This is a genomic window from Streptomyces sp. NPDC002868 (assembly GCF_055563295.1).
This window is the reverse complement of record NZ_JBVHDR010000002.1, coordinates 843669-866666: the sequence shown is the minus strand read 5'-3', so window position 1 is coordinate 866666 and position 22998 is coordinate 843669. Positions and strand designations below refer to the sequence as shown.

Below are 22998 nucleotides of genomic sequence, written 5' to 3'. Positions count from 1 at the left end.
GTGATGAGTGACGAAGATCTGTTGAGGCGCGGACTGCGAGAACTGGCCGGGTCGGACGGTCGGCCCGGGCGCCCGCCCGTGGTGGACGCGCTGGTGACCCGCGGCCGCCGCACCCGGGCCCGCCGCCGGGTAGGGGCCGTGTGCTGCGCGACGGTCCTGATCGCGGGCGGCACGGGCCTCGGCCTGCGGTCGACGGACCATGCGCCGCGCACCCCGGACTCGGCGGCCTCCACCGCGACCGTCCCTGCGGATCGGCCCCTGCGACTGGGGCCGGCCGAACCGAAGATCGGCGTCAAGTACCCGTACGACCTGGTCACCAGCTGTGGGCTGCGCTTCGCCATATTCGGCGATGGCAAATGGGTCAGCACCTCGCAGCCGAGCTCCACGGCGAGCTCTGCCGGCGACCGGGTGTCCGGTCATATGACCCTGACGTCGAAGAACACCGCACGGTTCGAGTTCCCCGCAGGATCACCGGGCGGCACCATCACCTTTCATCCCGCGAGGGGCGGTGGACACTGCCCCCTCCTCCTCCCCGCACCGAACCCGGCCAAGCCGCCGGTCCTGGAACTCGCGCCCGACAAGGCCCGGGAAGGGGTCTGGTACCCGTACAACCTCTACGTCCACTGCGGCCTCCGCTATGCCACTTTCGACAGCCGGTTGTGGAAGACCGTCCGCACCTATTCGGAGGCGGAGACCGGCCTGGGCGGTGGGCGGGGGTTCCTGATGGTGAACGGCTTCATGAAGATGACGGGAGACAGGCTCCGGTTCGAGCTCGCCGAGGGCGGTCCGATCGAATTCCGTCCGGCCGATGCCGGCGAGCAACCGCCCCGTTGCGCCTGATTCAGTACGCCACCCCCACCGCCTGCTTGAGCGTCGCCGAATCATCGGCCATCGCCAGCATCGCGTGCGCCACATCCGCCCGCCCGATCTTCGATCCGCCCCGCAGATTGGCGCCGACGGCCGTCCGGTAGACGCCCGTCACCGGCGTATCGACCAGCTTCGGCGGCCGCACCGACGTCCAGTCGGTCGCGCTCCGCCGGAGCTCGTCCTCCATGACCCGCAGGTCGTCGTAGTGCTTGCGCAGAATCCGCGAGATCAGCGGCGTCCCGATGTAGCGCAGGAGGAACGTCTCGTTCGCCGGTACGGGCCCCAGGGGCGCCGCGCTCGCCACCAGGAAGCGGCGTACGCCCTCCGCGTCCAGCGCCTGAAGGATCACGCGCGTCAGGCCCGACGCGATGCCCACCTGCTTCATCGTGCGCGGGCCGAGCCCCGAGAACACCGCGTCCCGGCCCGCCACGGTCGGCCGCAGCGTTTCCGGGTCGTCGATGCCTGCCGTGAAGACCTCCAGACCCTCACCCGTCACCGTCAGCCGCGCCGGGTCCCGCACCACCGCGGTGACCTGGTGGCCCGCCGCCAGACCCTGCCGGACGATCTCCTGCCCGATACCCCCGGTCGCGCCGAAAACTGTGAGCCTCATGGCCCGCACCTCCAAGGTGGGTAAGTGTTCACTCACCCCTAGAGTGGGTAAGCACTCACCCACTCGTCAAGCCCCCGGTGTCCCGGTTCGGAGGATCCATGCAGAAACCGGCCCGCGTCCGCATCCTCGACGCCGCGCACGAGCTCATGCTCACCATCGGCCTCGCCCGCGCCACCACCAAGGAGATCGCCAGGGCGGCCGGCTGCTCGGAGGCAGCGCTCTACAAATACTTCGCGAGCAAGGAAGACCTGTTCGTGACCGTGCTGATGGAGCGGCTGCCCAGGCTCGGGCCGCTGCTCGGCAGTCTGATCGCGGACCCGGGCGAGCGGAGTGTCGAGGAGAACCTCACCGAGATCGCCCGCGAGGCCGCGCTCTTCTACGCCCAGAGCTTCCCCCTCGCCGCTTCGCTCTACGCCGAGCCCAGGCTCAAGCAGCGCCATGACGCGGCCGTGCGCGAGCTGGGCAGAGGCCCGCACATGCCCATCCGGGGCCTCGACGCCTATCTGCGGGCCGAGCAGGAAGCTGGCCGCATCGCCGCCGGAGCCGACACCTACGCGGCCGCGTCCCTGCTGCTCGGCGCCTGCGCCCAGCGGGCCTTCGCGTACGACATGACCGAGGACGGCAAGCCTCCGCAGCCACTCGACGAGTTCGCCGCGGGAATCGCCCGCACACTGCTGCGCGGAATCGGTTAGCAAAATCGGTCAGTCGTCCGGAGGCCCACCACACCATCCGATGGAACCTGCTGGGCTCCCCAGGTTGTCGAGTGGGGGACAGGGTCCTTGGACCTCAGACTCCTTGGGGGGAGCACCCGTGGGTGAGGGCGGTTCGGTTCGCGACGCGGAGTTCGCGGATTTCGTGGCGGGGGCGCACGCGTCGCTGCTGCGGACGGCCCGTCTGCTGACAGGCGATCGGCACACTGCCGAAGATCTGGTGCAGGCGGCGCTGGTGCGGGTCTATCTGCGCTGGGGCCGTTCGGCGGGCTGGGACTCGCCTCAGGCATATGCCCGCAAGGTGGTCGTCAATCTCTACGCGACCTGGCGCAGGCGCCGCTGGCACACGGAAGTCGTACGCCCCGAAGGGGACACCGGCTCTGACGGCCATGACATGGCGGGGAGTGCGGAGGCGAGGCTGGAGCTGGGGCGTGCGCTTGCCGCTCTGCCCCGTCCTCAGCGCGCGGTGGTGGTGCTCCGTTTCTACGAGGACCTGTCGGTGGAACAGACGGCCGAATTGCTCGGCTGTTCGCCCGGGACGGTCAAGAGCCGTACCAACAGGGCCTTGGAGCGGCTGCGCGCTGCGGGTGCGCTGGCCGGTTACGCGGGAAGGGGCACACGATGAGCGAGACAGCCCACTCGAACGAAGAGCTGTTGAGGCGGAGCCTGCACGATCTGGCCGAGTCGGACGGCTCGCCCGGGGGTCCGCCGGCGGTGGGCGCACTGATGGCCCGGGGCCGCCGGACCCGGGCCCGCCGCCGATTGGCGGCCGTGTGCTGCGTGACGGTCCTGGTCGCGGGCGGCACAGGCCTCGCCCTGTGGCCGACCGACGAGCACACGGCGCCGTCCGATCGTGCCTCGTCCATGGCCAAGGTGCCCCCGACGAAGCAGCTCCCGCCCGATGGGCTGGCGTCCAGGATTCGTCCGCCCCTGTCGCTGGAGGGCCCTTTGGCCACCGGACCCGCCAAGCCCAAGGAGCTGGTGAGGTACCAGTACGACCTGTCCGCGGCGTGCAATCTGGACTATGCCGTCTTCGGTGGCCGGACGTGGCAGCGCAGCAAGGACGGCATGCAGGTCGCCGTCAGCTGGGTGAGCAAGGATGCCCGCATGGGCGGGTACATGACCCTGACCGGGAAGGACACCGCCGTCTTCGACACCGATACGCCCGCGATGCCCGTGATGACCTTCCACCCCGTATCGGGCGATGCCCCCTGCCTGGCCGAGGAAGGGGAACGGAAGCTGTCCGACGAGCCCGCCCTCCCGATGGGCCCCTCGGCCCCGCACCTTCGGTCCACTTACCCGTACTCGCTGAGCAAGGACTGCGACCTGCGGTACGCCACGTTCGGAGGCAGGATCTGGGAGAGCGAGGACGCTGCTCGATTCGCCGCCACTGCCAGCTGGGCGAACAGCTCACCCATTGCCGGGTACATGACCCAGCTGTCGGCGGACACCGCCCGCTTCGAGACCCTCGGCCCCTCGAAGCAGACATTCACCTACCGAGCGGTCGACAAGAGGAGCGAGTGCTAGCCGGCCAGCCAGTCGTCGATCCCCGCCAGCAGCTTGTTCCGGACATCCTCCGGCGCCGCCGAGCCCCGCACCGACTGCCGCGCCAGCTCCGCCAGTTCCGCGTCCGTGAAGCCGTGGTGCTTCCGCGCCAGTTCGTACTGTGCCGCCAGCCGCGAGCCGAACAGCAGCGGGTCGTCCGCCCCCAGCGCCATCGGCACCCCCGCGTCGTACAGCGTACGCAGCGGCACGTCCGCCGGCTTCTCGTAGACGCCCAGTGCCACATTCGACGACGGGCACACCTCGCACGTCACCCCACGCTCGGCCAGCTTCCGCAGCAGCCGGGGGTCCTCCGCCGCCCGCACCCCGTGCCCGATCCGGGACGCGTCCAGATCGTCCAGACAGTCCCGTACGGACGCCGGTCCCGTCAGCTCGCCGCCGTGCGGCGCCGCCAGCAGTCCGCCGTCCCGGGCGATCGCGAAGGCGCGGTCGAAGTCCCGTGCCATGCCGCGGCGTTCGTCGTTGGAGAGGCCGAAGCCGACGATCCCCCGGTCCCGGTACCGGACCGCGAGCCGCGCCAGTGTGCGGGCGTCCAGCGGGTGCTTCATACGGTTCGCGGCGACCAGCACCCGCAGGCCGAGACCGGTCTCCCGCCCGGCACGCTCCACGGCGTCCAGGATGACCTCCAGCGCTGGGATCAGACCGCCCAGCATGGGGGCGTACGAGGTCGGGTCGACCTGGATTTCGAGCCAGCCCGAGCCGTCCCGCACATCCTCCTCGGCCGCCTCGCGCACCAGCCGCTGGATGTCCTCGGGGGAGCGCAGACAGGACCGCGCGATGTCGTAGAGCCGCTGGAAACGGAACCAGCCGCGCTCGTCGGTCGCCCGCAGTTTGGGCGGTTCACCGCTGGTCAGCGCATCGGGCAGATGGACGCCGTACTTGTCGGCGAGCTCGAGCAGGGTGGTGGGCCGCATCGACCCGGTGAAGTGCAGATGCAGATGGGCCTTCGGCAGCAGCCTGAGGTCTCGTACGTGCTCCATTGCAGGATCTTGCCGCACACGCGCGCAGACCGGCAGCCCCTTTCCCCGATCGGGCGCTTGCCCGAACGAAGAAACGGTCCTCAACCGGGCTCCCGCCGCCGACCCCGGCAAAAACGCCGGACGGGCTGGAGATCCAGCCCGTCCGGCGTTCGAGTACAGAAGGGGACGTAAGGGGATGTAGCGGAATCAGTCGCGGGCCTCCGCCAGCAGCTTCTGCATCCGCGACACACCCTCGACTAGGTCCTCGTCGCCCAGCGCGTACGACAGCCGCAGATAGCCCGGCGTACCGAACGCCTCGCCCGGTACGACCGCCACCTCGGCCTCGTCCAGGATCAGCGCCGCCAGCTCCACCGAGGTCTGCGGGCGCTTGCCGCGGATCTCCTTACCGAGAAGCGCCTTCACCGAGGGGTACGCGTAGAACGCGCCCTCCGGCTCCGGGCACAGCACGCCGTCGATCTCGTTGAGCATCCGCACGATCGTCTGGCGGCGGCGGTCGAAGGCGGTACGCATCTCGGCGACCGCGTCCAGCGAACCGGAGACGGCGGCCAGCGCGGCCACCTGCGCCACGTTCGACACATTGGACGTGGCGTGCGACTGCAGGTTGGTCGCGGCCTTCACCACATCCTTCGGGCCGACGACCCATCCCACACGCCAACCGGTCATCGCATAGGTCTTGGCCACACCGTTGACCACGATGCACTTGTCGCGCAGCTCGGGCACGAGCGCCGGCAGCGAGGTGAAGGTGGCGTCGCCGTACACAAGGTGCTCGTAGATCTCATCCGTCAGGACCCACAGACCGTGCTCGAGGGCCCAGCGTCCGATCGCCTCCGCGTCGGCCCGGTTGTAGACCGCGCCGGTCGGGTTGGACGGCGAGACGAAGAGCACGACCTTCGTACGCTCCGTGCGCGCCGCCTCCAGCTGCTCCACGGAGACCCGGTAGCCGGTGGTCTCATCGGCCACGACCTCGACCGGGACACCGCCCGCGAGGCGGATCGACTCGGGGTATGTCGTCCAGTACGGCGCCGGGACGATGACCTCGTCGCCCGGGTCGAGGATCGCCGCGAACGCTTCGTAGATCGCCTGCTTGCCACCGTTGGTGACCAGGATCTGGGCGGCCTCGACCTCGTAGCCGGAGTCGCGCAGCGTCTTCGCGGCGATGGCGGCCTTGAGCTCGGGGAGCCCGCCGGCCGGGGTGTAGCGGTGGTACTTCGGGTTGCGGCAGGCCTCGATCGCGGCCTCGACGATGTAGTCGGGTGTCGGGAAGTCCGGCTCACCCGCGCCGAAGCCGATCACCGGACGCCCGGCGGCCTTGAGAGCCTTTGCCTTGGCGTCGACGGCGAGGGTTGCGGACTCGGAGATCGCGCCGATGCGGGCGGAGACCCGGCGCTCGGTGGGAGGGGTTGCAGCGCTCATACGGCCCATGGTCCCAGACGGCAAACGGACCCGGCACACAGGTTTCGAGTAGCGGACAGGAACCGTCCGGGAGCTATCTGTTCGACGCCGGGCCTGCGACCACGTACACTCACTCGTCGTTGGCCCCTCACCAACCACATTCGCGGATGCGGTAGGTTGGGGAAACCACAAAGGGTCGTAGCTCAATTGGTAGAGCACTGGTCTCCAAAACCAGCGGTTGGGGGTTCAAGTCCCTCCGGCCCTGCTACACACACCTTCGCCAGGATGTGTGCGCATGTATGCACGTAATTCATTGCACAGCCGTGCGGCTCAACCGGGCGCGGCACGGCCACGACCCGGAATCAGGTGAGAGATCGTGACGGACGCCGTGGGCTCCATCGACATGCCTGATGCCGATGACGAGGCGCCGGAGTCGAAGAAGAAGACTCGTAAGGGCGGCAAGCGCGGAAAGAAGGGCCCGCTGGGTCGTCTCGCGCTCTTCTACCGCCAGATCATCGCCGAGCTGCGCAAGGTCGTCTGGCCGACTCGCAGCCAGCTGACGACCTACACGACAGTGGTGATTGTCTTCGTAGTCGTCATGATTGGTCTTGTGACCGTGATTGACTATGGGTTCCAGGAAGCCGTCAAGTACGTCTTCGGCTGATCCCGCGGAGGGCGCTGGCAGCGGCGCCCCTTTCGCATGTTCCACCCCATCTGTATCCAGGAAGAAGCAGCCACCGTGTCTGACCCGAACCTGAACGACGCCGTCGAGCCCGTGGAGGGCGAAGAGGCTGCGGCGACGGCCGAGGCGGCCGAGGCTGCGCCGGACACGGTCGACACCGACGCGCTCGACATCATCGAAGGGGCCGACGAGGTCGACCTCGTCGAGGCTGCCGACGCCGCGGCGGGCGAGCCGGCCGAGCAGGCCGCGATGCACGTCGAGGACGAGGCCACCGCCGTCGCCGAGGTGGCAGAGGACGAGACCGTCGCGGCCGACGCCGACGATGTCGAAGAGGCCGCCGACGCCGAGCCGGCCGAGCCCGAGGCCCCGGCGGACCCGATCGCCGCCCTCCGCGAGGAGCTGCGCGGCCTGCCCGGCGAGTGGTACGTCATCCACACGTACGCCGGATACGAGAAGCGCGTGAAGGCCAACCTTGAGCAGCGCGCCGTCTCGCTGAACGTCGAGGACTTCATCTACCAGGCCGAAGTGCCCGAGGAAGAGATCGTCCAGATCAAGAACGGCGAGCGTAAGAACGTCCGCCAGAACAAGCTTCCCGGGTACGTCCTGGTCCGTATGGACCTGACGAACGAGTCCTGGGGCGTCGTCCGCAACACCCCCGGCGTCACCGGCTTCGTGGGCAACGCCTACGACCCGTACCCGCTGACCCTGGACGAGATCGTCAAGATGCTCGCCCCGGAGGCCGAGGAGAAGGCCGCGCGCGAGGCCGCCGAGGCCGAGGGCAAGCCGGCTCCGTCGCGCAAGGTCGAGGTCCAGGTGCTGGACTTCGAGGTCGGCGACTCGGTCACCGTCACCGACGGCCCGTTCGCGACGCTGCAGGCGACGATCAACGAGATCAACGCCGACTCGAAGAAGGTCAAGGGCCTCGTCGAGATCTTCGGCCGCGAGACCCCGGTCGAGCTGAGCTTCGACCAGATCCAGAAGAACTGAAGCCTTCTGGAACATACGCCTCCGAACAGGTCAGACCGGCTCTCGCGGCCGCTCTGACCTGCTCGGTTTTTGGCCGCGCAGCTATACCCGTTATCGTTGTGCGGTATGCCTCCATCCGGATGATCGGGTGGAGCGCTGAAAACTCTCACTAGGACCCGGAGAGAGCAATGCCTCCCAAGAAGAAGAAGGTCACGGGGCTTATCAAGCTCCAGATCCAGGCCGGCGCGGCCAACCCGGCTCCGCCGGTCGGCCCCGCGCTCGGTCAGCACGGCGTCAACATCATGGAGTTCTGCAAGGCCTACAACGCCGCGACCGAGTCGCAGCGTGGCATGGTCGTGCCGGTGGAGATCACGGTCTACGAGGACCGTTCCTTCACCTTCATCACCAAGACTCCGCCGGCCGCCAAGCTGATCCTCAAGGCCGCGGGTGTGGACAAGGGCTCCGGCGAGCCTCACAAGACCAAGGTTGCCAAGCTCACCGGCGCCCAGGTCCGCGAGATCGCCACGGTCAAGATGCCCGACCTGAACGCCAACGACCTGGACGCCGCGTCGAAGATCATCGCCGGCACCGCCCGTTCGATGGGCATCACGGTCGAGGGCTGATCAGCCCCCGCGTGACCTCAGTGGTAGGACCAAGCGCTGGTCCGCACCACGACTCCATACCTGAAACGACACAGGAGCAGAAGTGAAGCGCAGCAAGACTCTCCGCGCTGCGGACGCCAAGATCGACCGGGAGCGCAACTACGCCCCCCTCGAGGCCGTCCGTCTCGCCAAGGACACCGCCGCCACCAAGTTCGACGGCACCGTCGAGGTCGCCATGCGTCTGGGTGTTGACCCGCGCAAGGCCGACCAGATGGTCCGTGGCACCGTGAACCTTCCGCACGGCACCGGTAAGACCGCCCGGGTCCTGGTCTTCGCGACCGGTGACCGTGCCGAGGCCGCGCGTGCCGCGGGCGCCGACATCGTCGGCGCCGACGAGCTCATCGACGAGGTTGCGAAGGGCCGTCTGGACTTCGACGCCGTCGTCGCCACCCCGGACCTCATGGGCAAGGTCGGCCGCCTCGGCCGCGTGCTCGGTCCGCGTGGTCTGATGCCGAACCCGAAGACCGGCACCGTCACCCCCGATGTCACCAAGGCTGTGAACGACATCAAGGGCGGCAAGATCGAGTTCCGCGTCGACAAGCACTCGAACCTGCACTTCATCATCGGCAAGGTCTCCTTCGACGAGACGAAGCTGGTCGAGAACTACGCCGCGGCGCTGGAGGAGATCCTCCGTCTGAAGCCGTCCGCCGCGAAGGGCCGCTACATCAAGAAGGCGACCCTGACGACGACGATGGGCCCCGGCATTCCGCTGGACGCCAACCGCACCCGCAACCTCCTCGTCGAGGAGGACCCGGCCGCCGCCTGAATCTGACGGCAGCCGCGGGTCTCGCGTGCTGAGCCGGCCCCCGCACCTCTTCGGAGATGCGGGGGCCGGTTTTCGTTGTCCCTGTGTCGTAGGCGTGCGTTACCGTTCAAGCGTTCGCAAACAACAAGGGGTGGGGCATGACCATGTCCGCATGGACGCGCGCGGGCGTCTCTTTGACGGCTGTGGCCGTCGTAGTCGGCGTAGCAGGCTGTCAGGGTGGCGACGGGGAGAAGAAGGCCGCCGAGACGCCCAGGAAGACCGAGACGCAGTCCCGCGCGGCGGTGACGCAGGTCCTCACGGCGGCGTACAAGAAGACCTCGGCCGCGAAGTCGGCGAAGGTCCGTATGACGATGACGATGCCGGCCGCCGTGGAGGGCGGCGGCACCATGGAGATGTCCGGAGTCATGGGGTGGGACCCCACGCTGATGGACATGACCATGAAGGGTTCCATGTTCAAGGCTGACCCGGCCGCCCCGGAGCAGATCCGCATGGTGTGGCTGAGCAACGCCATGTACATGGACATGGGCGCCAAGGCCGCCAAGGACATGGACGGCAAGCGCTGGATGAAGCTCGACCTCGGGGCCGCCGCCGAGGCGTCGGGGGACAAGGCGCTGCAGAAGCAGATGACCGGCAGCCTGGAGAGCATGAACCAGGACCCGGCCCAGCAGCTCGCGATGCTGCTCGAGTCGCCGAACCTCAAGCACATCGGCGCGGAGAAGATCGACGGGGTCGAGGCCCAGCACTACAAGGGCACGCTGACGCTCGACGAGATGGTGGCGTCGAACAAGTCGCTCAAGACGCTCAGCGAGAAGGAGCGCAAGGACCTCCTCGCCAATATGAAGAAGTCCGGCATCAAGGGGTACGACACCGAGGTCTGGGTCAACCAGGACAACTACCCGGTGAAGATGGACATCGGCATGGACAGCCCCGAGGGCAAGGTGAAGATCGTCGCCAACTACTCGGACTACGGCACCAAGGCCACCGTGCAGGCGCCGCCGGCCGGGGACACCTTCGACCTCATGGAGATGCTGAAGAAGGCCGGCGAGGGCATGGAGTCCGCGGGGCAGAGCTGACGCCCGCCCGATTTGCCTGACCGGGATCCTCTCCCGTACTCTTCCACAGAAGCCAAAGACCGCTGGTCGTTGCCGTGTTCTCGCAAGAGGGTGCGGCGGCCGAAGGATCCGCTAGCTGCGGACGTCCTGCGCAGGTGACTGTGGAAAGCTCCCGGACTCGCTCCGGTCGAGCTACGCCCCGTGCGCCTGCGCCGGGGCGTTTTGTTTGCCCAGCCCCTTCTGAGCGGTCCTCATCACCCGGAAGGAGGCCGACGCTCTATGGCAAGGCCCGACAAGGCTGCCGCGGTAGCCGAGCTCGCGGACCAGTTCCGCAGCTCGAACGCCGCCGTGCTGACCGAGTACCGGGGTCTCACCGTGGCTCAGCTCAAGGAGCTGCGCCGTTCGCTCGGTGAGAACGCCCAGTACGCCGTGGTGAAGAACACGCTGACCAAGATTGCGGCCAACGAGGCCGGGATCAACGCGCTCGACGACCTGTTCGCGGGTCCGACGGCGGTTGCCTTCGTCACCGGTGACCCGGTGGAGTCGGCGAAGGGTCTTCGTGACTTCGCCAAGGACAACCCCAACCTCATCATCAAGGGCGGTGTCCTTGATGGTAAGGCGCTCACCGCTGATGAGATCAAGAAGCTTGCGGACCTCGAGTCCCGCGAGGTTCTGCTCGCCAAGCTGGCGGGCGCCATGAAGGGCAAGCAGTCCCAGGCTGCCGCGCTCTTCCAGGCGCTTCCCTCGAAGTTCGTCCGCACCGCGGAGGCGCTTCGTGCCAAGAAGGCCGAGCAGGGCGGTGCCGAGTAATTCGGCTCGCGCATTGACCGTCGCCGCGTAGTGCGGCCGGTCGCAGCGGGCCGTTGTACGCCCGCCGACACAGACAACCGGCACCAGCCGAATTAGTGGAAGGACCGCCATCATGGCGAAGCTCAGCCAGGACGACCTGCTTGCGCAGTTCGAGGAGATGACCCTCATCGAGCTCTCCGAGTTCGTGAAGGCCTTCGAGGAGAAGTTCGACGTCACCGCCGCCGCCCCGGTCGCCGTTGCCGCTGGTGGCGCCGCTGCCGCCCCGGCCGAGGCCGAGGCCGAGCAGGACGAGTTCGACGTCATCCTCACCGGCGCCGGCGAGAAGAAGATCCAGGTCATCAAGGTCGTGCGTGAGCTGACCTCCCTGGGTCTGAAGGAGGCCAAGGACCTCGTCGACGGCACCCCGAAGCCGGTCCTCGAGAAGGTCGCCAAGGAGGCTGCCGAGAAGGCTGCCGAGTCCCTCAAGGCCGCCGGCGCGTCCGTCGAGGTCAAGTGACTTTCTGAGTCTCTGACTCATGGTTCCGCAAGGGACCGCTGAAGGCACAGCAGAAGGGCGATCACCCATACGGGTGGTCGCCCTTCGGCGTTGCCGTGGTGGCTGCCTTGCTCTTCCGTCCGCGGCGAGTATCGTGATCTTCGTCGTACGCCTCGCTGTGTCCCAGTAGCCCCGTTTGGGCTGGGGGGCCTTGACGAACCGCACGCAGCGCGCAATTCTCAGGACGCGTCGTCACAACGATCCGTATCCGAGGCATGGATCGACGACCGAACGGGCAGTATCGAGGTGCGCCACACGGCGCGAGGGTGTCGCGGAGTTGAGAACAACGAGGGTCTCGAAAACCCGCACTGGACATCAGTGTGCCAAGTGGCTACACTGACCCTTTGCGCTGCCTGTTAGCTGCCCCCTGCCCGTCACCAGGGGCATCCCCACGTATGAGCACCGTAGATTGAATCATCCCTGACCTGGGATTTCTATCTCCGTGCCCAGCATGGGACCGGTACGCGCGTAGTGAGTCCGAGCCCTCGGAAGGACCCCCTCTTGGCCGCCTCGCGCAACGCCTCGACCGCGAATACGAACAACGGCGCCAGCACCGCCCCGCTGCGCATTTCCTTTGCAAAGATCAAGGAGCCCCTCGAGGTTCCGAACCTCCTCGCGCTGCAGACCGAGAGCTTTGACTGGCTGCTCGGCAATGCCGCCTGGAAGGCTCGTGTCGAGGCGGCTCTGGACAGCGGACAGGACGTCCCCACCAAGTCCGGCCTGGAGGAGATCTTCGAGGAGATCTCTCCGATCGAGGACTTCTCCGGGTCGATGTCGCTGACCTTCCGCGACCACCGCTTCGAGCCTCCCAAGAACTCCATCGACGAGTGCAAGGAGCGCGACTTCACGTACGCTGCCCCGCTCTTCGTCACTGCCGAGTTCACCAACAACGAGACCGGCGAGATCAAGTCCCAGACGGTCTTCATGGGTGACTTCCCGCTCATGACCAACAAGGGCACCTTCGTCATCAACGGCACCGAGCGTGTCGTTGTGTCGCAGCTGGTCCGCTCGCCGGGTGTCTACTTCGACTCCTCCATCGACAAGACGTCCGACAAGGACATCTTCACGGCCAAGATCATCCCGTCCCGGGGTGCCTGGCTCGAGATGGAGATCGACAAGCGCGACATGGTCGGTGTCCGCATCGACCGCAAGCGCAAGCAGTCCGTCACCGTCCTGCTCAAGGCTCTCGGCTGGACCACCGAGCAGATCCTCGAGGAGTTCGGCGAGTACGAGTCGATGCGCGCCACCCTGGAGAAGGACCACACCCAGGGCCAGGACGACGCGCTGCTCGACATCTACCGCAAGCTGCGCCCGGGCGAGCCCCCGACGCGCGAGGCCGCTCAGACGCTGCTCGAGAACCTCTACTTCAACCCGAAGCGCTACGACCTCGCCAAGGTCGGCCGCTACAAGGTGAACAAGAAGCTCGGCGCGGATGAGCCGCTGGACGCCGGCGTGCTCACCACCGACGACGTCATCGCGACCATCAAGTACCTGGTCAAGCTGCACGCCGGTGAGACCGAGACGGTCGGCGAGAGCGGCACCCAGATCGTCGTCGAGACCGACGACATCGACCACTTCGGCAACCGTCGTCTGCGTAACGTCGGCGAGCTCATCCAGAACCAGGTCCGCACGGGTCTGGCTCGTATGGAGCGCGTCGTGCGTGAGCGCATGACGACCCAGGACGTCGAGGCGATCACGCCGCAGACCCTGATCAACATCCGGCCGGTCGTCGCCTCCATCAAGGAGTTCTTCGGCACCAGCCAGCTGTCGCAGTTCATGGACCAGAACAACCCGCTGTCGGGTCTCACCCACAAGCGCCGTCTGTCGGCGCTTGGCCCGGGTGGTCTCTCCCGTGAGCGGGCCGGCTTCGAGGTCCGTGACGTGCACCCGTCCCACTACGGCCGCATGTGCCCGATCGAAACCCCTGAAGGCCCGAACATCGGTCTGATCGGCTCGCTCGCCTCGTACGGCCGGGTCAACGCGTTCGGCTTCGTCGAGACGCCGTACCGCAAGGTCGTCGACGACCAGGTGACCGACGAGGTCGACTACCTGACCGCCGACGAGGAGGACCGGTTCGTTATCGCGCAGGCGAACGCCGCGCTCACCGAGGACATGCGGTTCGCCGAGAACCGCGTGCTGGTTCGCCGCCGTGGCGGCGAGGTCGACTACGTGCCCGGCACGGACGTCGACTACATGGACGTCTCGCCGCGCCAGATGGTGTCGGTCGCGACTGCCATGATCCCGTTCCTCGAGCACGACGACGCCAACCGTGCCCTCATGGGCGCGAACATGATGCGCCAGGCCGTTCCGCTGATCACGGCCGAGGCGCCGCTGGTCGGCACCGGCATGGAGTACCGCTGCGCGGTCGACGCCGGTGACGTCATCAAGGCGGAGAAGGAAGGTGTTGTCCAGGAGGTCTCCGCGGACTACATCACCGTCGCCAACGACGACGGCACGTACACCACGTACCGCATCGCCAAGTTCTCCCGGTCGAACCAGGGCACCTCGGTCAACCAGAAGGTTGTCGTGGACGAGGGCTCCCGGGTCGTCGAGGGCCAGGTCCTCGCCGACGGTCCGGCCACCGAGCAGGGCGAGATGGCGCTCGGCAAGAACCTGCTGGTCGCGTTCATGCCGTGGGAGGGTCACAACTACGAGGACGCGATCATCCTGTCGCAGCGCCTCGTGCAGGACGACGTCCTCTCCTCGATCCACATCGAGGAGCACGAGGTCGACGCCCGTGACACCAAGCTCGGCCCCGAGGAGATCACCCGGGACATCCCGAACGTCTCCGAGGAGGTCCTCGCCGACCTCGACGAGCGCGGCATCATCCGCATCGGCGCCGAGGTCGTCGCCGGTGACATCCTGGTCGGCAAGGTCACGCCCAAGGGCGAGACCGAGCTGACCCCGGAAGAGCGGCTGCTCCGCGCGATCTTCGGTGAGAAGGCGCGTGAGGTCCGTGACACCTCGCTGAAGGTGCCGCACGGCGAGACCGGCAAGGTCATCGGCGTACGCGTCTTCGACCGCGAGGAGGGCGACGAGCTGCCGCCGGGCGTGAACCAGCTGGTTCGCGTCTACGTCGCGCAGAAGCGCAAGATCACTGATGGTGACAAGCTCGCCGGCCGTCACGGCAATAAGGGCGTCATCTCGAAGATCCTGCCGATCGAGGACATGCCGTTCCTGGAGGACGGCACCCCGGTCGACATCATCCTCAACCCGCTGGGTGTCCCGTCCCGAATGAACCCGGGACAGGTCCTCGAGATCCACCTCGGCTGGCTCGCCAGCCAGGGCTGGAAGGTCGAGGGCAGCGAGGAGTGGATGGAGCGGCTCAAGACCATCGGCGCGGACGAGGTCCAGCCCGGTACGAATGTCGCCACCCCGGTCTTCGACGGTGCCCGCGAGGACGAGATCGCCGGTCTCTTCGAGTCCACGATCCCGAACCGCGACGGCAACCGGATGGTGCAGCCGTCCGGCAAGGCCAACCTGTTCGACGGCCGCTCCGGTGAGCCGTTCCCGGACCCGATCTCGATCGGGTACATGTACATCCTCAAGCTCCACCACCTGGTCGACGACAAGCTGCACGCCCGCTCGACCGGTCCGTACTCGATGATCACCCAGCAGCCGCTGGGTGGTAAGGCCCAGTTCGGTGGCCAGCGATTCGGTGAGATGGAGGTGTGGGCGCTGGAGGCTTATGGCGCCGCTTACGCCCTCCAGGAGCTGCTGACCATCAAGTCCGACGACGTCACCGGCCGCGTGAAGGTCTACGAGGCCATCGTCAAGGGCGAGAACATCCCCGAGCCCGGCATTCCCGAGTCCTTCAAGGTGCTCATCAAGGAAATGCAGTCGCTCTGCCTCAACGTGGAGGTGCTGTCCTCGGACGGCATGTCCATCGAGATGCGCGACACGGACGAGGACGTCTTCCGCGCTGCGGAGGAACTCGGTATCGACCTGTCCCGGCGCGAGCCGAGCAGCGTCGAAGAGGTCTGACGGGTCTGGCCGGGACCTCCTCGTGAGGTCCCGGCCCTGCCCCGGACCCGTACAGACCATGATTGAGACACGACCCCGAAAGAGGGATTGACGACAAGTGCTCGACGTCAACTTCTTCGACGAGCTGCGGATCGGCCTGGCCACCGCGGACGACATCCGACAGTGGTCGCACGGCGAGGTCAAGAAGCCGGAGACCATCAACTACCGCACGCTCAAGCCCGAGAAGGACGGACTCTTCTGCGAGAAGATCTTCGGTCCGACCCGGGACTGGGAGTGCTACTGCGGTAAGTACAAGCGTGTCCGCTTCAAGGGCATCATCTGTGAGCGCTGTGGCGTCGAAGTCACCCGCGCCAAGGTGCGCCGTGAGCGGATGGGCCACATTGAGCTGGCCGCGCCTGTCACGCACATCTGGTACTTCAAGGGCGTCCCGTCGCGCCTTGGCTACCTGCTCGACCTCGCGCCGAAGGACCTCGAGAAGGTCATCTACTTCGCCGCTTACATGATCACGTTCGTGGACGAGGAGCGCCGTACGCGCGACCTGCCCTCGCTGGAGGCGCATGTCTCCGTCGAGCGCCAGCAGGTCGAGAACCGCCGCGACGCCGACCTCGAGGCCCGCGCCAAGAAGCTCGAGACCGACCTGGCCGAGCTCGAGGCCGAGGGCGCCAAGGCCGACGTGCGCCGCAAGGTGCGCGAAGGCGCCGAGCGTGAGATGAAGCAGCTGCGTGACCGTGCGCAGCGCGAGATCGACCGCCTCGACGAGGTGTGGAACCGCTTCAAGAACCTCAAGGTCCAGGACCTGGAGGGCGACGAGCTGCTCTACCGCGAGCTGCGTGACCGCTTCGGCACGTACTTCGACGGCTCGATGGGTGCCGCGGCGCTGCAGAAGCGCCTGGAGTCCTTCGACCTCGAGGAGGAGGCCGAGCGTCTCCGCGAGATCATCCGTACCGGCAAGGGCCAGAAGAAGACCCGTGCGCTCAAGCGCCTCAAGGTCGTCTCCGCGTTCCTGCAGACCAGCAACAGCCCCAAGGGCATGGTGCTCGACTGCGTGCCGGTCATCCCGCCGGACCTGCGTCCGATGGTGCAGCTGGACGGTGGCCGCTTCGCGACCTCCGACCTGAACGACCTGTACCGCCGTGTGATCAACCGCAACAACCGCCTCAAGCGTCTCCTTGACCTCGGTGCCCCCGAGATCATCGTGAACAACGAGAAGCGGATGCTGCAGGAGGCCGTCGACGCGCTGTTCGACAACGGCCGCCGTGGTCGCCCGGTGACCGGTCCCGGTAACCGCCCGCTGAAGTCCCTGAGCGACATGCTCAAGGGCAAGCAGGGTCGTTTCCGTCAGAACCTGCTCGGTAAGCGAGTCGACTACTCGGCCCGTTCCGTCATCGTCGTCGGCCCGCAGCTCAAGCTGCACCAGTGCGGTCTGCCGAAGGCCATGGCGCTGGAGCTCTTCAAGCCGTTCGTGATGAAGCGTCTGGTCGATCTGAACCACGCGCAGAACATCAAGTCGGCGAAGCGCATGGTCGAGCGCGGCCGCACGGTCGTGTACGACGTGCTGGAAGAGGTCATCGCCGAGCACCCGGTTCTGCTGAACCGTGCGCCGACGCTGCACCGCCTCGGCATCCAGGCCTTCGAGCCGCAGCTGGTCGAGGGCAAGGCCATCCAGATCCACCCGCTCGTCTGCACCGCGTTCAACGCGGACTTCGACGGTGACCAGATGGCCGTCCACCTGCCGCTCTCCGCGGAGGCGCAGGCCGAGGCCCGCATCCTGATGCTGTCCTCGAACAACATCCTCAAGCCGGCCGACGGCCGTCCGGTCACCATGCCGACCCAGGACATGGTGCTGGGCCTGTTCTTCCTCACGACCGACGAGGAAGAGCGCAAGGTCATCGGCGAGGGCCGGTCCTTCGGCTCCACGGCCGAGGCGATCATGGCGTTCGACGCCCGCGAGCTCTCGCTCCAGGCGAAGGTCGACATCCGCTTCCCCGTCGGCACCATTCCGCCGCGCGGCTGGGTTCCCCCGGTCGCCGAGCAGGGTGTTGCGGACATCAGCGGCTCCGCTGGTGAGTGGCAGCAGGGTGACAGCTTCCGGCTGCGTACGACTCTGGGCCGCGCGCTCTTCAACGAGCTGCTGCCCGAGGACTACCCCTTCGTCGACTACTCGGTGGGCAAGAAGCAGCTCTCCGAGATCGTCAACGATCTGGCCGAGCGCTACCCCAAGGTCATCGTGGCGGCGACGCTCGACAACCTGAAGGCGGCCGGCTTCTACTGGGCGACCCGTTCCGGTGTCACCGTGGCCATCTCCGACGTCGTGGTCCCCGAGGCCAAGAAGGCGATCGTCGCGGGCTACGAGGCGCAGGACGAGAAGGTCCAGAAGCAGTACGAGCGCGGTCTGATCACCAAGGACGAGCGCACCCAGGAGCTCATCGCGATCTGGACCAAGGCGACCAACGAGGTTGCCGAGGCCATGAACGAGAACTTCCCGAAGACCAACCCCATCTTCATGATGGTCAACTCGGGTGCTCGTGGAAACATGATGCAGATGCGTCAGATCGCCGGTATGCGTGGTCTGGTGTCCAACGCCAAGAACGAGACCATCCCGCGGCCGATTAAGGCGTCGTTCCGCGAGGGTCTGTCCGTGCTGGAGTACTTCATCTCCACGCACGGTGCCCGTAAGGGTCTGGCCGACACCGCCCTGCGTACCGCCGACTCGGGTTACCTGACCCGTCGTCTGGTGGACGTCTCGCAGGACGTCATCATCCGCGAAGAGGACTGTGGCACCGACCGCGGCCTCAAGCTGCGGATCGCCGAGCGCGGCGCCGACGGTGTGCTGCGCAAGGCGGAGGACGTCGAGACGTCCGTGTACGCGCGGATGCTCGCCGAGGACGTCGTCGTCGACGGCAAGGTCATCGCGCCGGCCAATGTCGACCTGGGCGATGTGCTCATCGACGCGGTCGTCGCCGCGGGCGTCGAGGAGGTCAAGACCCGTTCGGTCCTGACCTGTGAGTCCGCGGTCGGCACGTGTGCGTACTGCTACGGCCGTTCGCTCGCCACCGGCAAGCTGGTGGACATCGGTGAGGCGGTCGGCATCATCGCCGCCCAGTCCATCGGTGAGCCCGGTACCCAGCTGACGATGCGTACCTTCCACACCGGTGGTGTGGCCGGTGACGACATCACCCAGGGTCTGCCCCGTGTCGTCGAGCTCTTCGAGGCTCGTACGCCCAAGGGCGTCGCCCCGATCTCGGAAGCGGCAGGCCGCGTCCGTATCGAGGAGACCGAGAAGACCAAGAAGCTCGTCGTCACCCCCGACGACGGCAGCGACGAGACGCCCTTCCCGATCTCGAAGCGTGCCCGTCTGCTGGTGGGCGAGGGCGACCACGTCGAGGTGGGCCAGAAGCTCACCGTGGGTGCCACCAACCCGCACGACGTGCTGCGGATCCTCGGTCAGCGCGCGGTCCAGGTCCACCTGGTCGGCGAGGTCCAGAAGGTCTACAACTCGCAGGGTGTGTCGATCCACGACAAGCACATCGAGATCATCATCCGGCAGATGCTGCGCCGCGTGACGATCATCGAGTCCGGCGACGCGGAGCTGCTGCCGGGCGAGCTTGTCGAGCGCTCGAAGTTCGAGACCGAGAACCGTCGTGTGGTCACCGAGGGCGGTCACCCCGCCTCCGGCCGTCCGCAGCTGATGGGTATCACCAAGGCCTCGCTCGCCACCGAGTCGTGGCTGTCGGCGGCGTCCTTCCAGGAGACGACCAGGGTTCTGACCGACGCGGCGATCAACGCCAAGTCGGACTCCCTGATCGGCCTCAAGGAGAACGTCATCATCGGTAAGCTCATCCCGGCCGGTACGGGCTTGTCCCGTTACCGCAACATCCGGGTGGAGCCCACCGAGGAGGCCAAGGCCGCGATGTACTCGGCCGTCGGCTACGACGACATCGACTACTCGCCGTTCGGCACCGGCTCCGGCCAGGCCGTTCCGCTGGAGGACTACGACTACGGTCCGTACAACCAGTAAGCGATAGCAACGACCACAGGGCGGCCATCCCTCGCGGGATGGCCGCCCTGTGCCGTATGTTGCAGCCTGGTGTGTCCTGCGCGTGTGCATTTGTTTTGACCGCAGCCGATGCGGTAGGTACGCTCTGTCCTTGTGCCTGGGGTGTGCCTGGGCTCGTGTGCGTGTCCTCAACCGCATGGCGAGTCTGAAGAATCGGCCACCGTAATCTGCGCTCTCTCTGCCTTGCGGCGGGAGCCTGCAGTATTCGACACACCCGACCGCGTGGGTCGGCGACGTTCCAGGTTAGCTTCACGAACGGCACACAGAAACCGGAGAAGTAGTGCCTACGATCCAGCAGCTGGTCCGGAAGGGCCGGCAGGACAAGGTCGAGAAGAACAAGACGCCCGCCCTCGAGGGTTCCCCTCAGCGTCGTGGTGTCTGCACGCGTGTGTTCACGACCACCCCGAAGAAGCCGAACTCGGCCCTGCGGAAGGTCGCGCGTGTGCGTCTGACCTCCGGCATCGAGGTCACGGCCTACATTCCGGGTGAGGGACACAACCTGCAGGAGCACTCCATCGTGCTCGTGCGTGGTGGCCGTGTGAAGGACCTGCCGGGTGTTCGCTACAAGATCATCCGCGGTTCCCTCGACACCCAGGGTGTCAAGAACCGCAAGCAGGCCCGCAGCCGCTACGGCGCCAAGAAGGAGAAGTAAGAATGCCTCGTAAGGGCCCCGCCCCGAAGCGCCCGGTCATCATCGACCCGGTCTACGGTTCTCCTCTTGTCACGTCGCTGATCAACAAGATCCTGCTCAACGGCAAGCGTTCCACTGCCGAGCGGATCGTCTACGGCGCCATGGAAGGCCTCCGCGAGAAGACCGGCGCTGACCCGGTCATCACGCTGAAGCGCGCTCTCGAGAACGTCAAGCCGTCTCTCGAGGTCAAGTCCCGCCGTGTCGGTGGCGCCACCTACCAGGTGCCGATCGAGGTCAAGCCCGGTCGCGCCGCCACCCTCGCGCTCCGCTGGGTCGTGGGTTACTCCCGCGCCCGCCGCGAGAAGACCATGACCGAGCGCCTCATGAACGAACTGCTCGACGCCTCCAACGGCCTCGGCGCTTCGGTCAAGAAGCGTGAGGACACGCACAAGATGGCCGAGTCCAACAAGGCCTTCGCGCACTACCGCTGGTAGTCGCTACCCACATCGAGACCGAGAGAAGATTGAGCCTTATGGCCACCACTTCGCTTGACCTGGCCAAGGTCCGCAATATTGGGATCATGGCCCACATCGACGCGGGCAAGACGACGACCACCGAGCGCATCCTGTTTTACACCGGTGTGAGCTACAAGATCGGTGAGGTCCACGACGGCGCTGCCACGATGGACTGGATGGAGCAGGAGCAGGAGCGCGGCATCACGATCACGTCCGCCGCGACGACCTGTCACTGGCCGCTCGAGGACGTCGATCACACCATCAACATCATCGACACCCCGGGTCACGTCGACTTCACGGTCGAGGTGGAGCGTTCGCTCCGCGTGCTCGACGGTGCCGTCACGGTGTTCGACGGTGTCGCCGGCGTTGAGCCCCAGTCCGAGACTGTGTGGCGCCAGGCGGACCGCTACGGCGTTCCGCGTATCTGCTTCGTCAACAAGCTCGACCGCACCGGCGCGGAGTTCCACCGCTGCGTCGACATGATCGTGGACCGCCTCGGCGCGACCCCGATCGTGATGCAGCTGCCGATCGGTGCCGAGGCGGACTTCAAGGGCGTCGTCGACCTCGTTCGTATGAAGGCTCTTGTCTGGTCCGCCGAGGCCACCAAGGGCGAGATGTACGACGTCGTCGACATCCCGGCCACGCACACCGAGGCTGCCGAGGAGTGGCGCGGCAAGCTGGTCGAGACCGTGGCGGAGAACGACGAAGAGGTCATGGAGCTGTACCTGGAGGGCGTCGAGCCCACCGAGGAGCAGCTGTACGCCGCGATCCGTCGTATCACCATCGCGTCCGGCAAGGGCGGCGGCACCACCGTCACCCCCGTCTTCTGCGGTACCGCGTTCAAGAACAAGGGCGTGCAGCCCCTGCTCGACGCGGTTGTGCGCTACCTCCCCTCCCCCCTGGACGTCGAAGGCATTGATGGCCACGACGTGAAGGACGCGGAGAAGGTCATCACGCGCAAGCCGTCCGACGACGAGCCGCTGGCCGCTCTCGCCTTCAAGATCGCGAGCGACCCGCACCTGGGCAAGCTCACCTTCATCCGGGTCTACTCGGGTCGCCTGGAGTCCGGCACCGCTGTGCTGAACCCCACCAAGGGCAAGAAGGAGCGCATCGGCAAGATCTACCGTATGCACGCGAACAAGCGTGAGGAGATCGAGTCGGTGGGCGCCGGCGACATCGTCGCCGTCATGGGCCTGAAGCAGACCACCACCGGTGAGACGCTGTGCGACGACAAGAACCCGGTGATCCTGGAGTCCATGGACTTCCCGGCGCCGGTCATCCAGGTCGCGATCGAGCCCAAGTCCAAGGGTGACCAGGAGAAGCTGGGTGTCGCCATCCAGCGTCTCGCGGAGGAGGACCCTTCCTTCCAGGTCCACTCCGACGAGGAGACCGGCCAGACCATCATCGGTGGTATGGGCGAGCTTCACCTCGAGGTGCTCGTCGACCGTATGCGGCGCGAGTTCCGCGTCGAGGCGAACGTCGGCAAGCCGCAGGTCGCGTACCGCGAGACGATCCGCAAGACCGTCGAGCGTATCGACTACACGCACAAGAAGCAGACCGGTGGTACCGGTCAGTTCGCGAAGGTGCAGATCGCGCTGGAGCCCATCGAGGGCGGCGACGCGACCTACGAGTTCGTGAACAAGGTCACCGGTGGCCGCATCCCCCGTGAGTACATCCCCTCGGTGGACGCGGGCGCGCAGGAAGCCATGCAGTTCGGCATCCTGGCCGGTTACGAGATGGTGGGCGTCCGCGTCACCCTTCTCGACGGTGGCTACCACGAGGTCGACTCCTCCGAACTCGCGTTCAAGATCGCCGGTTCGCAGGCGTTCAAGGAGGGTGCTCGCAAGGCGTCCCCCGTGCTTCTCGAGCCGATGATGGCCGTCGAGGTCACCACGCCCGAGGACTACATGGGCGATGTCATCGGCGACCTCAACTCCCGCCGTGGCCAGATTCAGGCCATGGAGGAGCGCAGCGGTGCCCGGGTCGTCAAGGGCCTGGTTCCGCTGTCGGAGATGTTCGGCTACGTCGGAGACCTCCGCAGCAAGACCTCGGGTCGCGCAAGCTACTCGATGCAGTTCGACTCCTACGCCGAGGTTCCGCGGAACGTCGCCGAGGAGATCATCGCGAAGGCCAAGGGCGAGTAACTCTCCCGAGTACACGCTTTAGGCTTGTCACCGGAGCCTGCTGGGGCATTCCATCCGAATCCCGGATGGAAT

Annotated in this window: 19 protein-coding genes and 1 tRNA gene; 17 read left to right on the top strand and 3 right to left on the bottom strand. The window is 66.7% G+C overall.

What is annotated here, in order from left to right:
• Positions 1–3 precede the first annotated feature (3 nt).
• Entirely contained in the window at positions 4–840 is an 837-nt protein-coding gene (locus ACZ3H8_RS09915; protein ID WP_467399583.1) for a hypothetical protein, read from the top strand.
• A gap of 1 nt (position 841) precedes the next feature.
• Here the strand turns inward: ACZ3H8_RS09915 and ACZ3H8_RS09910 are convergent, their stop codons facing one another.
• Entirely contained in the window at positions 842–1477 is a 636-nt protein-coding gene (locus ACZ3H8_RS09910) for an NAD(P)-dependent oxidoreductase (protein ID WP_467399581.1), read from the bottom strand.
• A 98-nt stretch (positions 1478–1575) separates the two neighbouring features.
• On the opposite strand from ACZ3H8_RS09910, the gene ACZ3H8_RS09905 reads away from it, so the two are divergent.
• The 3 genes from ACZ3H8_RS09905 (at position 1576) to ACZ3H8_RS09895 (ending at position 3714) form a co-directional block, all read left to right on the top strand.
• Entirely contained in the window at positions 1576–2169 is a 594-nt protein-coding gene (locus ACZ3H8_RS09905; protein WP_467399579.1) for a TetR/AcrR family transcriptional regulator, read from the top strand.
• Positions 2170–2287: 118 nt separating this feature from the next.
• A complete protein-coding gene (locus ACZ3H8_RS09900; protein WP_467399576.1) occupies positions 2288–2812 on the top strand; it encodes a SigE family RNA polymerase sigma factor in 525 nt (174 codons plus the stop codon).
• A complete protein-coding gene (locus ACZ3H8_RS09895; protein WP_467399574.1) occupies positions 2809–3714 on the top strand; it encodes a hypothetical protein in 906 nt (301 codons plus the stop codon). Before ACZ3H8_RS09900 ends, ACZ3H8_RS09895 begins: the two co-directional genes overlap by 4 nt.
• Here the strand turns inward: ACZ3H8_RS09895 and ACZ3H8_RS09890 are convergent.
• Together ACZ3H8_RS09890 and ACZ3H8_RS09885 are read right to left on the bottom strand one after the other, a co-directional pair.
• Complete coding sequence (locus ACZ3H8_RS09890; protein ID WP_467399572.1) at positions 3711–4730, bottom strand: adenosine deaminase; 1020 nt, start codon at positions 4728–4730, stop codon at positions 3711–3713. The two genes, ACZ3H8_RS09895 and ACZ3H8_RS09890, sit on opposite strands and share 4 nt — an antisense overlap.
• A gap of 186 nt (positions 4731–4916) precedes the next feature.
• Positions 4917–6143: a pyridoxal phosphate-dependent aminotransferase gene (locus tag ACZ3H8_RS09885; protein WP_467399569.1), complete on the bottom strand. Its 1227-nt coding sequence runs from the start codon at positions 6141–6143 to the stop codon at positions 4917–4919.
• A 171-nt stretch (positions 6144–6314) separates the two neighbouring features.
• Between ACZ3H8_RS09885 and ACZ3H8_RS09880 the strand changes: the two genes are divergently transcribed.
• From ACZ3H8_RS09880 to fusA, 13 genes are all read left to right on the top strand, one after another.
• Positions 6315–6387, top strand: a tRNA-Trp gene (locus tag ACZ3H8_RS09880).
• A 111-nt stretch (positions 6388–6498) separates the two neighbouring features.
• Complete coding sequence (gene secE, locus ACZ3H8_RS09875; protein WP_307661695.1) at positions 6499–6786, top strand: preprotein translocase subunit SecE; 288 nt, start codon at positions 6499–6501, stop codon at positions 6784–6786.
• A gap of 75 nt (positions 6787–6861) precedes the next feature.
• Positions 6862–7791 carry a transcription termination/antitermination protein NusG gene (gene nusG / locus ACZ3H8_RS09870; RefSeq protein WP_467399567.1) on the top strand — a complete coding sequence of 310 codons (930 nt, stop codon included), beginning with the start codon at positions 6862–6864 and terminating at the stop codon, positions 7789–7791.
• A 167-nt stretch (positions 7792–7958) separates the two neighbouring features.
• Complete coding sequence (gene rplK, locus ACZ3H8_RS09865) at positions 7959–8393, top strand: 50S ribosomal protein L11 (RefSeq protein WP_307661693.1); 435 nt, start codon at positions 7959–7961, stop codon at positions 8391–8393.
• A gap of 82 nt (positions 8394–8475) precedes the next feature.
• Complete coding sequence (gene rplA / locus ACZ3H8_RS09860) at positions 8476–9198, top strand: 50S ribosomal protein L1 (protein ID WP_307661692.1); 723 nt, start codon at positions 8476–8478, stop codon at positions 9196–9198.
• 137 nt (positions 9199–9335) lie between these two features.
• Positions 9336–10271 (top strand): SCO4651 family lipoprotein, encoded by a 936-nt coding sequence (locus tag ACZ3H8_RS09855; RefSeq protein ID WP_467399563.1) that lies wholly within the window; start codon positions 9336–9338, stop codon positions 10269–10271.
• Between the two features lie 258 nt (positions 10272–10529).
• Positions 10530–11060: a 50S ribosomal protein L10 gene (rplJ, locus tag ACZ3H8_RS09850; protein ID WP_307661690.1), complete on the top strand. Its 531-nt coding sequence runs from the start codon at positions 10530–10532 to the stop codon at positions 11058–11060.
• 112 nt (positions 11061–11172) lie between these two features.
• Positions 11173–11556 carry a 50S ribosomal protein L7/L12 gene (rplL, locus tag ACZ3H8_RS09845; RefSeq protein WP_142214215.1) on the top strand — a complete coding sequence of 128 codons (384 nt, stop codon included), beginning with the start codon at positions 11173–11175 and terminating at the stop codon, positions 11554–11556.
• Positions 11557–12096: 540 nt separating this feature from the next.
• A complete protein-coding gene (gene rpoB, locus ACZ3H8_RS09840) occupies positions 12097–15579 on the top strand; it encodes a DNA-directed RNA polymerase subunit beta (RefSeq protein WP_467399561.1) in 3483 nt (1160 codons plus the stop codon).
• A gap of 97 nt (positions 15580–15676) precedes the next feature.
• The gene (locus tag ACZ3H8_RS09835; protein WP_467399558.1) at positions 15677–19597 is read left to right on the top strand and encodes a DNA-directed RNA polymerase subunit beta'; all 3921 of its coding nucleotides are present in this window, start codon (positions 15677–15679) and stop codon (positions 19595–19597) included.
• A 319-nt stretch (positions 19598–19916) separates the two neighbouring features.
• A complete protein-coding gene (gene rpsL / locus ACZ3H8_RS09830; protein WP_003948652.1) occupies positions 19917–20288 on the top strand; it encodes a 30S ribosomal protein S12 in 372 nt (123 codons plus the stop codon).
• A 2-nt stretch (positions 20289–20290) separates the two neighbouring features.
• The gene (gene rpsG, locus ACZ3H8_RS09825; protein ID WP_147987673.1) at positions 20291–20761 is read left to right on the top strand and encodes a 30S ribosomal protein S7; all 471 of its coding nucleotides are present in this window, start codon (positions 20291–20293) and stop codon (positions 20759–20761) included.
• A 38-nt stretch (positions 20762–20799) separates the two neighbouring features.
• Entirely contained in the window at positions 20800–22926 is a 2127-nt protein-coding gene (fusA, locus tag ACZ3H8_RS09820; RefSeq protein ID WP_467399556.1) for an elongation factor G, read from the top strand.
• The last annotated feature ends 72 nt before the right edge of the window (positions 22927–22998 follow it).